Genomic DNA, 13,558 nt, shown 5'->3' on the forward strand with positions numbered 1-13,558 from the left:
ATGAGTGGATTTATCGGTGAGTTTTTTGGAACGTTAGTCCTTATTGTTCTGGGAGTGGGGTGTTGTGCGGCCACCAACCTAAAACAGACCTACGCCACCAAGCAGAACTGGACGTTTATCTGTTTGTCCTGGGGAATGGCCGTGACCTTCGGGGTGTACGTGGCTGGAATGCTCGGCTCGCAGGGGCACCTGAACCCGGCGGTGACCATCGGGTTTGCCCTATTCGGCTACTTCCCGTGGAGCCAGGTATTACCGTACCTGGCTGGGCAGTTTCTCGGCGCTTTCGTGGGCGCAGTACTAGTCATTATTCAGTACTACCCGCATTTTAAGGCCTCCCACGGGGCGGAAGAGGGCAACGCCGTGAACATTTTCGCGACGATGCCGGCAATTAAGAATCCGGTGTTTAACTTCCTGAGTGAAGTGATTGCCACGGGCGTGTTCATCTTTGCACTGTTAAACCTGGGAACGTTTACGACCGGGTTGAAACCGGTGATTGTTGGGCTCCTGATTATGGTAATCGGGTTGAGCCTGGGGTCAACGACCGGGTTCGCGTTAAACCCGGCGCGTGACTGGGCGCCGCGGCTGGCATACACCATTTTGCCAATTCCGGGGAAGTCAAGTGCCCACTGGGAATACGCGTGGGTGCCGATGCTTGGCCCGTTAGCCGGCGGGATCATTGCTGCGGGATTACAGTTTATCCTGCAGGCGATGAATTTTGTGAAGTAGCGTTGTTTGAGAAAAAGTGGAGTTAATTCAAAAGGAATAGAAGAGGGGTTTTTTCAATGGCATTTTCAAGTAAGACACGGAAAAAGGACATTCAGCGGTTAGCGAACGGCGAGGAGCTGGACCTGTTAATTATCGGTGGGGGGATTACCGGTGCCGGGGTTGCGCTTCAGGCTGCTGCAGCCGGCATGAAGGTTGGTCTGGTTGAAATGCAGGACTTTGGTGGTGGAACGTCGTCGCGGTCAACGCGGCTGGTTCACGGGGGAATCCGGTACCTGAAGACGTTTGACGTCCAGGTGGTTTCCGATACCGTGAAGGAACGGGCGGTCGTCCAGCACATTGCGCCGCACTGCACGTACCCGGACCCGATGATTTTACCGATTTACGACGAACCAGGGACGACGTTCACCATGTTTGAATGCAAGGTTGCCATGGACCTGTACGACCACCTTGCCGGGATTAATGAAAACGAGCACTTAAAGCAGTTTGCCAACTACACGTTGACCAAGGATGAAGTGCTCAAGCGGGAACCGCAGCTGAACGCTGACAAGCTGGTTGGGGCCGGGGTTTACCTGGACTACCAGAACAACGACTCGCGGCTGGTAGTGGAAAACATCAAGGCGGCCGCTGACAAGGGGGGCATCATGTTATCCCGGGTGAAGGCCAACGAAATCCTGCATGACGAGGACGGCACCGTCAACGGTGTTTCCGCGCAGGACATGATTGACGGGTTCCGCTTTGAAATCAAGGCGAAGGTCATTCTGAATGCGGCTGGCCCGTGGTCCGACAAGGTGAAGGGCATCGACCACGACCTTCACGATGCCCCGCGGATGCGGCCGACAAAGGGAGTGCACTTCGTGGTTGACCAGTCCCGGCTACAGGTTCCCCAGCCGACGTATTTCGGGTCCGGGACGGATGATGGCCGGATGATCTTCACCATCCCGCGGGAAGGAAAGACCTACTTCGGGACGACGGATACCGACTACAAGGGCGATTACGAAGAACCACACGTAGAAATGAGCGACGTGGAATACCTGCTGGGAATTATCAATAAGAAGTACCCGACAGCCCACCTGACAATCGACGACATCGAATCTAGCTGGGCTGGATTACGGCCACTGCTAGGGGCACCAGCAAGTGAAGAGGATGAGGACGAACCGGACGCCGTTTCGGGTGCAAGTAAGGCGCCGGACGCCTCCGCCCCATCAGCGGTTTCCCGGGGAAGTTCCCTGACGATGGCGGATGATGGGCTCATCACCCTGGCCGGTGGGAAACTGACCGACTACCGCTTGATGGCTGAGGGTGCCATGGACATGATTCAGGACGTGCTTGACAAGCGGTTTGGCGAACAGTTTACGCTCGCTGACTCCACGGAGCTCCGGGTTTCTGGCGGGGACTTTGATTCCACCCACGTGGATGAGGCCCTTGAGGCGTTTGCTAAGGAGGGTGAACAGCACGGGTTAAGCCATGACGATGCTCTCCGGATTGCCCGTGAATTTGGATCCAACGCTCCACAGGTTTACGCCTTAGCGGACGAGCTGGAGGCCGCTCCGGGCTTAAGCCTGGCCGAAACGATTACGTTGCGGTACGCCTTAGACAACGAAATGGTCTTAACACCGGTTGACTACCTGCTGCGGCGGACGTACCACGTTCTGTTTATGCGGGACAGCCTTGACGGGTTAATTGATCCGGTGATTGCCTACATGAAGGATTACCTGGGCTGGAGCGATGCCGATGAGGCGGACTACCGGGAAGAACTTCAGGAAATCCTGGATGAATCAGACTTGAAGCACTTAAAGGCTGAAGCGCATGCGAGCCAGGAAACAAGCGAACCGGCGGATGCGGTCAGTGGTGCTAGCAAGCATGAATAAGCGATAATACAAGACAGTAAAAGGAAGCGTGACTACGTGGCGCGCTTCCTTTTTGTGTTCTATTCGGTTAGAGATTAGTTTCGTTTCCGGAAGGCCTTTATTCCCAGAACGCTGCCGCCAAGCAGGGCAAGCACACCGAGGAGGGTGAGGCCGCCTTCCTGGACGTCGCCGGTTGCCGGAAGCCGGTTGGCGGAAGTCGTGGAGGTTTTCGTGGAAGTTGCCAGAACCTGCGCACCTTGCCGGGATGAAACGATGGCTGTCCCCGCGTCCTTAACCTGCGAATTTGTCGGGGTGGTTGCAGCATCACTGGTAGTCGTCCCCTGATTGGCCGCACCATCAGTGGTTTCGCTTGCGGTCTGGGTTGCTGAGTTGGAATTTCCCGTACTTGAAGACGAGCCGCTCACCCCCGTGCTCGGACTTGAGGAGTTTCCAGCCGCCGGGTTCTTTCCCGGGTTGGACGAGGAAACGGCGCTGGTGTTTCCCGAACTGCTTGAACCTGATGAGGAACTTGTTGGGCCGTTTCCGCTTGAGGAGGTGCTCCCAGCTCCCATCGATGACTGTGACGAGCTCGTTTGCCCCGAGCTACTGCTGCTTGATGGGGAGGTGGTTGAGCTGTTTTGGGAGGCGCTCGATGACGAACTGTTCCCGGCCGCTGTCAGTTTGTCCTGGGCGGCTTGAAGTTTCTTTTGGGCTGCCTGAAGGGCCTGGTTTGCCTGGGTAAGTTCGTTCTGGGCGGCGGTTAATTGCTGGGTTGCAGCAATTTTCCGCGCGTTTGCCTGGGCTAACTGCTGCCGTTGCTGGTTTGCCTGAACGTCAAGCTGGGTAATCTGGGCTGCCAGTTGCTTTCCGGCTGCTGATTCCTTCTCGGTGGTTGACATGGCAGTGTACTTGTCCTGCAGCTGGATGAGCTGATTTTCGGTTGCAGCCCACGCATCACTTGCCTGGGTGACGTCCTTGCTGGCGGCCGTTACGGCTTGTTGGGCCGTAGCTACCTTTTCCTGTGCCGCTGTGACGGCCTGCTTGGCTGCGGCCACCTTCTTCTGGGCTGCCTGGACCTGGTTTTGTAAATCACTGAGGGTCGCGGCGCACACGGTGGTTATGGGGTGGTGCTTTGACTGGGTTGCTGCAATGGTTCCCCCGCCAAGGACACCGCTTAAAATCAATGCTGTTCCGAATAGTGCTCGTTTTTTCATGGTAAGTCTCCTTGAAATGAATTAAGTATTTTCATTCTACTGGGGGCCGCCAGAAACGCCAAGGGGTTTAAGGCAAATGCTATATTCTTTTATTATTCTCTTAAAAACTGTTTTTCGGGGAAACGATTAATGTAAAAGAAAAATTCCCGGGGACTCCCGGGAATTTCAATGTTTGGTTAGTAGGTTTATGACTGCCGCTTACTCTGGTGTGAGTACAGGAGCCATGCCAGTATCCCGAAGGCCAACGGTCCAATAATCGTTGCGATTCCGGAAACCAGATCCTTTTGTAAGAACGGGTTGATAATCGTGAAGCCGTTTGCGATTGCCAACACAATTAACGTCACGATTACGACGACCCACATAACGTGCTTGTTTTTGTAAGCGACAAATGGCCGTTCCAGGTCGTTCCGCTTCTTGAAGAACGGAAAGGCTCCCACTAAGAACAGGTACGGGAGGGTTGTGGCCACGTTACTCATTGATGTCAGAACCGAGTACAGGAACTTGGCGTCCTGGTGAATGAGAACGGCCGTAACGGCAATCCCGAGGATTAACACGCACACGATGGTCGTTTGGATCCACAGAGCGGTTGCCGGCATTCCCTTCTTGTTTAGCCGCGTCACCTTTTCTGGCCATAATCTCTTCGGCGAACCAAGGATAAAGGACTTCAGCGGTGAGTAGATCAGCACGAAGAAGGCTCCCAGGTAAGCAAAGAGCATTCCCAGTGCGGATAGCCGGGAGAAGAGCGTTCCAAGAATAACGGCCGCGTGGGTTGACATTCCCAGTGACTGTCCTAGAACAACCCCGAGGTTTTCCATCAGGACGTACACAATGTTCCCCAGGTTAACGTTACCGTGGTTGATAACGTGGTTCCAGTTGGTTGAAACTCCCCAGAAGAAGATGTTTAACGCGTACCCGACTCCGATAATGATCGTACTGATGACGATTCCTTTCGGGAAGGTCTTTTCTGGTTTTTCAAGGGAGTCCGTTACCCCGCCGATTGATTCTAGTCCGCCGTACGCAAAGATGGCGTAAATCATGAAGCTAACCATGCCGATTGGGGATTCAAAGGCCGGGTTACACGACTTGGCGAAGTCGGTAATGCTGTGAACCGGCTGGGCGAGGTGGAAGTGGTGGGCAAACAGGATGATAACGCTGGCAATAATCAGCACGGCGTTAAGGGCCATCACCGCGTACCCCCCGATGGTTGAAATCTTGGCGATGGAATCCATCCCGTGCGAAACAAACCACGTGATGGCCACCACCATCAGGACGGAAATCAGGGCAACGGTTAGGGTTGACCCTAATCCGAGAAGGTTCCATGAGCCCGTCGTGTCATGGCCAAACAGCACGGTTGAAACCGTAATGCAAATCTTTTGGGAAATCATTACCTGCCAGATCACCCATGATGAAAGCCAAACAAACGTGGCGATGAATGACCACCGTTCGCTGATGGACGCATCCAGCCACGAGTACAGGCCCCCCTTACTTTCCTTGAGGGCGGAACCATATTCGGCGTACATCATACTACTTGGAAGGAAGTAGAGGATGGCACCCAGTAGGTACCACAGGATTGCTCCGTACCCCATCTGTTGGAAGGCAACGGGTGTGTTGGCGAAACCGAAAATGGTGGTGAAAATCATTAACACCAGTGGTCCCGTCGTTAATTTTTTCTGTGTATCACTCATATAGTCACTTACTCCTAGATTAAAATTTACGGAACGGGTCTCATTCCACATATGTTCAATTATACACGATTGCGGTAGGTAAGCTAACATTAAATTAATGGGAAAATTACTGATTGCTAAGACGCCGTCGTTTTGCACGGGATATTATATGAGAAAAAGCAAATAAAAAATGCACCGGAGAGCCCCCCAATTAGGGCTTCGGTTTCGCATAAAAAGAGACCGTGACGTCCATCACAGCCCCCTACTTGATAAAAGAAATGATCCGGTTGTCCTTATAAAGAAGAACACGGATTGAAAACGATGTACATGTAATCTAACAGGTTACAGTGTAAGTGTATATAATTAAACAATTACCGTCAATCGTAAAAACCGCATTCTGTGCAAATTGTAATCGTTTACTAATGGTAAAGAAATAAGAATAAGGTGTTTAATGCGTTGATAAGCGAATGTAATTGTTTATTGGCGGTGATTACGGGCTTTTGCGGAGTTACCCGGAAGAAACCGTGGTATGATTATTGACGGACTGAGCAAACGGGAGGTGAAGAGCATGCCGGAAACCGACGAGTTAAGAATTAGCGTCCTTGCAAGCGGGAGTGCGGGAAACGTGACTTACGTTGAAACCCCGCATAAACGGGTGTTAATTGACGCGGGATTGTCGGGAAAGAAGATCGAGGGACTCCTCGCGTCAATTAACCGCGATCCGCACGACCTCGACGGAATTTTTGTGACCCACGAGCACACGGATCACTGCCGGGGGGTCGGGGTACTTGCCCGCCGCTACGGGTTGGACGTGTACGCAAACGATGCGACGTGGCAGGCGATGGCCACTAAAATCGGGGATGTTCCGGAAGACCAGCACCACTCCTTTGAAATGGGGACGACGCTTAGTTTAGGGGACCTCGATGTCGAAAGTTTTGGGGTTTCGCATGATGCGGCGGCTCCGCAGTTTTACGAGGTGCATCACCGCGACCACGGTTTTGCGATTGTGACGGATACGGGGTACGTTTCCGAACGGGTGGCCGGGGTAATCCGGGATGCGGATGGCTACTTGATTGAGTGTAATCACGATCCGGAAATGCTTCGGATGGGGGCCTACCCGTGGACGTTAAAGCAGCGGATTTTAAGCGATACCGGTCACCTGTCAAATGCGGACGGAGCGATGGCCCTGATGAGCGTGGTGGGGAACCGAACCAAGCACGTTTATTTAGGCCACCGGAGTAAGGAAAATAACGTTAAGGAGCTCGCCCACCTAACCGTGGCGACGATGATGAAGCAGCATGATTTCGGCGTGGATCACGACTTTGCGCTGCTGGACACGGATCCGGATCAGGCGACCCCGTTAACGGTAATTTAATGGTGCGATGAAAGGGAAGCTGGGACGTTGGTTCCGGCTTTTTTGTTTTTATTAGGAAAGTCCCTATAAATATTCTTAAGCTCAAATGAAATGAATGCGGCGGATGAAAAATCCATTTATAATGGTAAAAACTACTAACGGGAGGATCAGGATGAATACGGATAAAAAACACGAGCAGCCAGTTAAACTAACGGTACGGCAGATTTTTGTAACGGGCTTAGTTGGTGGCATTTTGGGAAGTGGCCTGGTCGTTGGGGGCGTTGCGACCTACCAGCATTTTAGTAATTCGGCCGTAACGCCGGATAATGCGGTGGGAACAACGCACACGGCCCGAATGAAGGTCAACATCTCAACGCAGGCCACCCGCGCCTTTGATAAGGTAAAGGGCGCTGTTGTCTCGGTGACGGCATATTCCCCGGGAAATAATGACACCCTGCAGGCGCTTTTAGGCGGTACCCAGGAAACAACGGAAAGTGAGGGCTCCGGGGTAATCTACAAGAAGGCCAACGGAACTGCGTTTATTGTTACCAATAACCACGTGATTCACGGGGCCAAGCAGGTGAACGTAATCCTGAGTAGCGGTAAGAAACTTCCGGCAAAGGTGGTCGGAACTGATGGGGTGACGGACCTCGCCGTTTTGAAGATTAACGGGCAGGACGTTCACCAGGTCGCAACGTTTGCGGATTCAAACGCGATTAAGGTTGGTCAACCAGCGCTAGCAATCGGTTCCCCGCTTGGATCGAAGTACGCCACCTCACTGACAGAGGGGATTATTTCGGCAAAGAAGCGGACGATGACCGTTAAGAATGAGGATAACGGCCAACCTGCCCAGGCAACTGTTATCCAAACCGATGCGGCGATTAACCCCGGCAATTCCGGTGGCCCATTAATTAACGTTGCCGGTCAGGTTGTGGGGATTAACTCCATGAAACTGGCTAGCACGGGGAACGGGAGCGACACACCGGTGGAAGGAATGGGCTTTGCGATTCCAAGTAACGAAGTGGTGACGATTATTAACCAGCTCACCACGCACGGTAAGGTCATCCGGCCGGCCTTAGGGATTGAGGCCGCCAACTTGAGTAGCGTTCCGGTGAGCCAGCAACAGGACACCCTTAAGCTTCCTGATAACGTCACGAAGGGCGTTGTGGTGATGAAAATCAAGGATAATTCGCCGCTAAGGGATGCGGGGATTAAGTCCGGTGACGTGATTACGAAAATCGGGGACGCTAAAACCAGTGACATTGCGACCCTGCAGGAAGTACTGGATCAGCATAAACTAGGATCGCGGGTTTCAGTGACGTACTACCACCACGGGCAGCGGCAGACGGCAACGGTCAAGTTAACGCTTGAAAGTGATGGGCAGAACTAGAGTTATCCTCAATGTGGGGATAAAAAAGCAGGCGGAATCGTCCCATAAGGGGGTTATAATCTCCGGGAAATCACAGTTTTAACCACTTATCCCCAGAATTTTGTGGATAAATTGGGGATTACGGGGAAAATCACAGTAGTTTATCCCCAGAGGCTGTGGATAATGTGGATAAATAGTGTCAAGGAATCCCCCTTGAAATCGCAAAACGGCAAAAACTGGGGATTTAGTGGATAATTCTGTGTAAAACATGCGTTCGTATGGGGTGCATAACTTGAAAAAACGGGGGATAACTTGTGGAAGGGGAGAATAACCGTGAATATTAAGTTTGTTGTTGTGGGGAAGTTAAAGGAAAAGTACCTGAAACAGGGAATTGCGGAATACGCCAAACGCCTTTCGCGGTTCTGCAAGTTTCAGGTGGTGGCGGTGGCTGATGAGCAAGCCCCGGAAAGCCTCAGCGCGGCGGGAATGGAACGCGTTAAGGAGGTTGAGGGGGAACGAATCCTTGCGAAGATTAAACCGCGGGAGTACGTTTACGCGCTGGCAATCGAGGGGAAGGAGCGGACTTCGCCCGAATTTGCCCGTGAGCTAGCTGACCTGACAACGTACGGCCACAGCGATATTACCTTTGTGATTGGGGGATCGCTGGGGTTAAGCCCCGCAGTGATGAAACGGGCGGACACGGCCATTTCGTTTGGCCGGTTTACCCTCCCGCACCAGCTGATGCGGCTGGTCTTAGCGGAGCAGGTCTACCGGGTGTTTATGATTAATGCGGGAGCCCCCTACCATAAGTAGCCGTCTTTCCGAATAGTGGAAACGTTTTTTTGAATTAATGTTATAATGAGGACGAATAAAGCAAAGGAAGCGGTTAGAATGACACTACGGAAGCTTAATATTGCGCTGGGACCGAAACAAACTTTAGCGGACATTCGGGCGGCGCACCCGGACCGGAACCTGGTCATGTTGCGGGAGGCGGACGACCACGCTAAGTACGCGCTGGTTGATCAGTCCGGGAAGGACAGTGTCTTTGCGACGGACCTTCATTTTCAGGTTTTACGCACCCTCAATTTTCAGGATTGGCAGGGGTACATCGAATTCCGGTACCTGACGTTGGATAACGATGAGCGGAAGGTGTTCGATTCGTTGGTAACAACGTGGGATGATCCGGATAAGCGGCCGGTTGGGTTACAAGCAACCGCAGTGCTTGAACAGGACGACCATAACTACCAGTACCTGATGATTAACGAATGGGAAAGCGAGGAGGCCTACGTCACGTGGGCGAACGCCAGTGACAATCCCCTTGCCCGGTTCGGGTACTCGGGGAATAAGCAGGCGGTGGTTAACCGGTACGAGCGGGTAAAGTAGTAATAACGGCGGAGCACTCCCGGTAAGCGGGGGTGTTTTTTGGTGGTTAAAATCATAATTTCGTCACATTTTGGGGCGAAAAATGCACTATACTTAATTGTGACTGTGATTTTTCGCACTTAAAAATATGAAATTGACGGTGAGGAAACTATGAAGGAGAAGATGACGCAGTACGTAAAACGGCACCGGTCACGGATTGCCGATTTTATTCTGCCGGTAGTTGTAATGTTGGTGTGCATGGTTGCGCTACGGATGACGCCGTTTGGCCCGAATACGTTGTTAACGTACGACATGCAGGAGCAGTACGTTAAGTTTTACGCGTTTTTCCGGACAACGTTTTTGCACCCGACCCAGTTACTCTACTTTTTTGGAAAGGGACTGGGCGGAGAAACAGTGGGAATGTGGGCGTACTACCTTTTAAGCCCGTTTAACCTGGTTCTTCTGCTCTTTAGTAACCGCCTTTTGCCGCTTGGGATTATGGTTGTTACCCTGTTGAAGCAGGGGTGTGCGGCCATGGCGTTAGGGGCGTGGCTTGACCGGCAGCACCCGGTTGCTGCGCCGTGGCGGTTATTAGTGGTGCTCGGTTATGCACTGATGGGGTGGACACTTGCCAACGAGTTAAACCTGATGTGGATTGACGTGTTAATTGTCTTGCCGTTCGTTATGTGGGGCTTGGAACGAATCTTCGATGACCAGAAGGTGCTTCCGTTTTCCCTGGCATTGGCGGCGCTGTTCTTCGTGAACTTTTATATGGGATACATGGTTGTCCTGTTTTCCGCCCTATATTTCTGCTGGTTAGCAATCCAACGGCGGGTTAACTGGCGGGAATTAGGGCAGGCAGTGCTCCGGTATATCGGCGGTGGCCTGCTGAGCGGAGCGTTAACGGCTTTCCTGTTACTGCCGGCTCAGGCGGATATTGCCCAGAGTAAGGGGCAGTTTATGGCCACCCAGTTACCGTTTAACTTTGACTACCATCCGTGGCACATGATGGGGAAGTTCATGATGGGGGCGTTAAATGACCAGCAGGTGCAAATGGGGCTCCCGAACGTCTTTATCCCCACCCTGCTGCTGGTTTTTGTAGTGGTGTATTTCCTAATGAAACAGATTCTTCTTCGGGAGCGGATTACTTCCGGGGTAATTCTGGGATTCATGCTTCTTTCGGCGTGCTACGCCCCGTTAAACCTAACGTGGCACATGTTTCAGTCGCCGGTCTTTTATCCGTACCGGTTCAGTTACCTAATCAGCTTTTGGATGCTCTTTTTGGCGGTGCGGGCGCTGATGTTTGTCCGCGATATTCGGTGGTGGCAGGTTGGCGCCGGGTTCGGGGTCGTCATTGTCATGATCGGAATAGTGTGGTCAAACCTGCGGTACTTTGACTTCCTGAGTAAACCAAAGATGATGACGACGGCGTTCTTTGTTGCGGGAACGTTGCTGGTAATTCTGTTAATGCAGGTCGTTGTCCCGACCCAGCGGAAGTATCTGCTGGGGGTTTTGCTTCTCGTGACCATTGCCCAGGTGGGGACAAATGCTTATATGACCCTCAACTTTTTTGGGTGGGAACCAGTGAAAACGTACCAGCGGTTTGTGCGCTTGATGGGGAAGAATAGCGCGTTTTACGCCAATAGTTCCCAGCCATACCGGATGGAGAGCACCTTTGATGATAATTCGGAGAATAACAGTTTCCAGTTCGGGTACAAAACGGTTTCGGACTTTAGTTCGACGCAGCGGGCGGCCGTTACCAGTTTTATGAATGATCTGGGACAGCCGACCTACACCGGGAAGGTGGTGTACCAGGAGGGGAACGTTTTGACGGATTCTTTCTTGGGCGTTAAGTACTACCTGGCACCGGCGCACCAGTTCCATAACCTGACAACCCAGAAGATTCCGGCGGTTAGTTACCGCCCTGATTTTGCTGAGTACCACCGAGTTAAGAAGATGGGGGACGTTGAGCGGTTTAAGAACCCGTACGTGCTTCCGCTGGCCTTTGCCGCCAACCAGCAAATCATGCGGCCGTTTAACCCGAACCAGGCGACGGCAACAACGAACATCGAAGCGGTGATGCAACGGTTAGATAACAAGCCGGCTGATGGGTTATTCACTCCCGTTCATTACACCGGTGTTCCCCAGCAGAGTTTGTTGGAGGGCGGTAAAAACGGGCTCCTTACACCTGACGGGGATAACAGCAATGGCGGGGCAGCGTACAACATTACGCTCCACTTGAAGACGAATGATCCGTACTACGTCCAGCTGGGAAGTAACCTGTTAGGAACAGCGACTGTTTTTATTAATGGCGTTCAAATCCCGGCGGTGGGGAACTTAACGGAACCACTCCTGCAGTGTGTGGGGGCCAACCAGAAAGGCCACAAGGTGGTTGTTTCGATTCAACCGCAGGGGAATCAAAACGTTCCGCTAGACTCCGTGCAGGTTTACCGACTTAACGTGAAAAGGGCGGAACGGCGGCTTCAGGGACTTCAGCAAAACGGTCTTCAGGATGCGACAGTGAAGGGGCTCCACCTGCGGGGGACAATCACGACGACTGCCCGTAAATCAGTCATCATGACCACAATTCCGTATAACAAGGGCTGGCGGGCCTATGTCGATGGTAAACGGGTCCCGGTTTACGAGGCACTTGGTACGTTTGTCGCCTTAAGGGTTGCGCCGGGGAAACACCACCTCGTACTATCGTTCTGGCCGCCATTGCTTAACGTGGGATTACTGATTTCACTTCTGGCATGGAGTTATCTTGCGGGATGGGCCTACCGCCGGCACCGCCGTTTTTCAGGGAAGCGGAAGTAACCTGCTAGTATGCTAGAATAGGACAAGACGTTTAGTTGGGGGGACAGCAAATGGCAACCATTAAGGATGTTGCGCGGTTAGCGGGAGTGTCGCCATCGACTGCCTCCCGGGCCTTGCATAACAGTAGTTTAATCAGTGCGGCAACAAAGGAGAAAATTTGGGCGGCGATGAAGGAACTGGACTACTCGCCCAACTTTGCGGCCCAGAACCTGGCAAACCGTGAGGCAAACATTGTCGGGGTGATTTTCCCGCCCCGTGAAATCTCGGTTGGGAACGACCCGTTCTTCGTGCAGGTGATTCAGGGGATCGAGGCGTTTTGCAGCGCCCGGTCGTACTTAGTGTCCGTGGCGACAGCACCAACTGTCGATGAGTTGATTCATAACATTGAAATCATGATTAAGCAGGGGAGCATCACAAAGTTTATCTTTGCGTACTCCAAGGCGGATGACCCGGTGCGGGACTACGTGAGTGCGCAACCGGGCGTGCGGTACGTCGTGATTGGAACGCCGCCACAGGGTCACGACCACGTGATGTACGTCAATAACGACAACATTACGGCCGGAAGTGATGCAACGGCGTTTCTAATGCGGAAGGGGTACCGGCACCTCGCCTACGTTTCAACTAACTTACAGGAGTTTGTGCAAAACGACCGCTATCTTGGCTACCAGCGGACGATGCGGGCAGCAGGGTGCGAGCCGGTTGCGGTTCAACTCTCAAACGGGGCGGACCGTTTCCACGACCAGACAACGTTTGCGCATTTTCTCAACCGGAACCCGCAGGTCGACGCGTTTGTGGTGTGTGATGATATTACGGGATTGCACGTCCAAAACATGCTGAAGTCGTTGCGGCGGGATACCCGGGAATACGGGATGATTGGGTTTAACAACTCCGTCTTTGCGGAAACGGCCAACCCGACGATGACCTCCGTTGAGATTTTCCCGCGGTTCCTCGGCAACGAAGCAGCCGTTCTGGTTATGGACAGTCCGGAAAAGGAAAAACAGAAGTTAGGTTTAAACAGCTCGATGGTGGTGGTTCCGCATAAGATCGTGGAACGGAATTCATCGCGCGGATAGGTTAATTCAAAGAAGAACGGGCCATTTGGCGGAATGCTGAATGGCCCGTTTTTTGTGTGGTTTGCGCAACCGGTTGTAATTTATATAAGCAGGGCTTGTTAGAAAAAGGGAGAATAATGCGTAAAAAGTGTG

The 13,558-nt window shown here is 52.6% G+C and carries 10 protein-coding genes; 8 read left to right on the forward strand and 2 right to left on the reverse strand.

Annotated features, from left to right (window positions below; translation table 11 throughout):
• Both QOR60_RS05855 and QOR60_RS05860 read left to right on the forward strand, forming a co-directional pair.
• Positions 1-726: an MIP/aquaporin family protein gene (locus tag QOR60_RS05855; RefSeq protein WP_283582438.1), complete on the forward strand. Its 726-nt coding sequence runs from the start codon at positions 1-3 to the stop codon at positions 724-726.
• A 56-nt stretch (positions 727-782) separates the two neighbouring features.
• Positions 783-2,594, forward strand: a complete 1,812-nt coding sequence (locus tag QOR60_RS05860; protein ID WP_283582439.1) for an FAD-dependent oxidoreductase — start codon at positions 783-785, stop codon at positions 2,592-2,594.
• 74 nt (positions 2,595-2,668) lie between these two features.
• Here the strand turns inward: QOR60_RS05860 and QOR60_RS05865 are convergent, their stop codons facing one another.
• Positions 2,669-3,787, reverse strand: coding sequence for an LPXTG cell wall anchor domain-containing protein (locus QOR60_RS05865; RefSeq protein ID WP_283582440.1), 1,119 nt, complete (start codon positions 3,785-3,787; stop codon positions 2,669-2,671).
• Between the two features lie 185 nt (positions 3,788-3,972).
• Entirely contained in the window at positions 3,973-5,472 is a 1,500-nt protein-coding gene (gene yjeM / locus QOR60_RS05870; RefSeq protein ID WP_283582441.1) for a glutamate/gamma-aminobutyrate family transporter YjeM, read from the reverse strand.
• Between the two features lie 547 nt (positions 5,473-6,019).
• Here yjeM and QOR60_RS05875 point away from each other — a divergent pair.
• The 6 genes from QOR60_RS05875 to QOR60_RS05900 all read left to right on the forward strand — a co-directional run bounded on the left by QOR60_RS05875 (position 6,020) and on the right by QOR60_RS05900 (position 13,426).
• A complete protein-coding gene (locus QOR60_RS05875; RefSeq protein ID WP_283582442.1) occupies positions 6,020-6,826 on the forward strand; it encodes an MBL fold metallo-hydrolase in 807 nt (268 codons plus the stop codon).
• Positions 6,827-6,977: 151 nt separating this feature from the next.
• Entirely contained in the window at positions 6,978-8,195 is a 1,218-nt protein-coding gene (locus QOR60_RS05880; RefSeq protein ID WP_283582443.1) for a S1C family serine protease, read from the forward strand.
• Between the two features lie 312 nt (positions 8,196-8,507).
• The gene (gene rlmH / locus QOR60_RS05885; protein ID WP_283582444.1) at positions 8,508-8,987 is read left to right on the forward strand and encodes a 23S rRNA (pseudouridine(1915)-N(3))-methyltransferase RlmH; all 480 of its coding nucleotides are present in this window, start codon (positions 8,508-8,510) and stop codon (positions 8,985-8,987) included.
• A 78-nt stretch (positions 8,988-9,065) separates the two neighbouring features.
• Positions 9,066-9,557, forward strand: a complete 492-nt coding sequence (locus QOR60_RS05890; RefSeq protein WP_283582445.1) for a hypothetical protein — start codon at positions 9,066-9,068, stop codon at positions 9,555-9,557.
• Between the two features lie 150 nt (positions 9,558-9,707).
• On the forward strand, positions 9,708-12,353 hold the full coding sequence (locus tag QOR60_RS05895) for a YfhO family protein (protein WP_283582446.1): 2,646 nt from the start codon (positions 9,708-9,710) through the stop codon (positions 12,351-12,353).
• Positions 12,354-12,403: 50 nt separating this feature from the next.
• On the forward strand, positions 12,404-13,426 hold the full coding sequence (locus QOR60_RS05900) for a LacI family DNA-binding transcriptional regulator (protein WP_283582447.1): 1,023 nt from the start codon (positions 12,404-12,406) through the stop codon (positions 13,424-13,426).
• Positions 13,427-13,558 lie beyond the last annotated feature (132 nt).

Origin of the sequence: Ligilactobacillus hohenheimensis (assembly GCF_947381805.1) — a bacterium.
GTDB lineage: Bacteria > Bacillota > Bacilli > Lactobacillales > Lactobacillaceae > Ligilactobacillus > Ligilactobacillus hohenheimensis.

Bases quoted from the DNA above. Each gene is read 5' to 3' on its own strand.
- QOR60_RS05855 (WP_283582438.1), top strand. From the start codon at position 1: ATGAGTGGATTTATCGGTGAGTTTTTTGGAACGTTAGTCCTTATTGTT.
- QOR60_RS05860 (WP_283582439.1), top strand. From the start codon at position 783: ATGGCATTTTCAAGTAAGACACGGAAAAAGGACATTCAGCGGTTAGCG.
- QOR60_RS05865 (WP_283582440.1), bottom strand. From the start codon at position 3,787: ATGAAAAAACGAGCACTATTCGGAACAGCATTGATTTTAAGCGGTGTC.
- yjeM (WP_283582441.1), bottom strand. From the start codon at position 5,472: ATGAGTGATACACAGAAAAAATTAACGACGGGACCACTGGTGTTAATG.
- QOR60_RS05875 (WP_283582442.1), top strand. From the start codon at position 6,020: ATGCCGGAAACCGACGAGTTAAGAATTAGCGTCCTTGCAAGCGGGAGT.
- QOR60_RS05880 (WP_283582443.1), top strand. From the start codon at position 6,978: ATGAATACGGATAAAAAACACGAGCAGCCAGTTAAACTAACGGTACGG.
- QOR60_RS05890 (WP_283582445.1), top strand. From the start codon at position 9,066: ATGACACTACGGAAGCTTAATATTGCGCTGGGACCGAAACAAACTTTA.
- QOR60_RS05895 (WP_283582446.1), top strand. From the start codon at position 9,708: ATGAAGGAGAAGATGACGCAGTACGTAAAACGGCACCGGTCACGGATT.
- QOR60_RS05900 (WP_283582447.1), top strand. From the start codon at position 12,404: ATGGCAACCATTAAGGATGTTGCGCGGTTAGCGGGAGTGTCGCCATCG.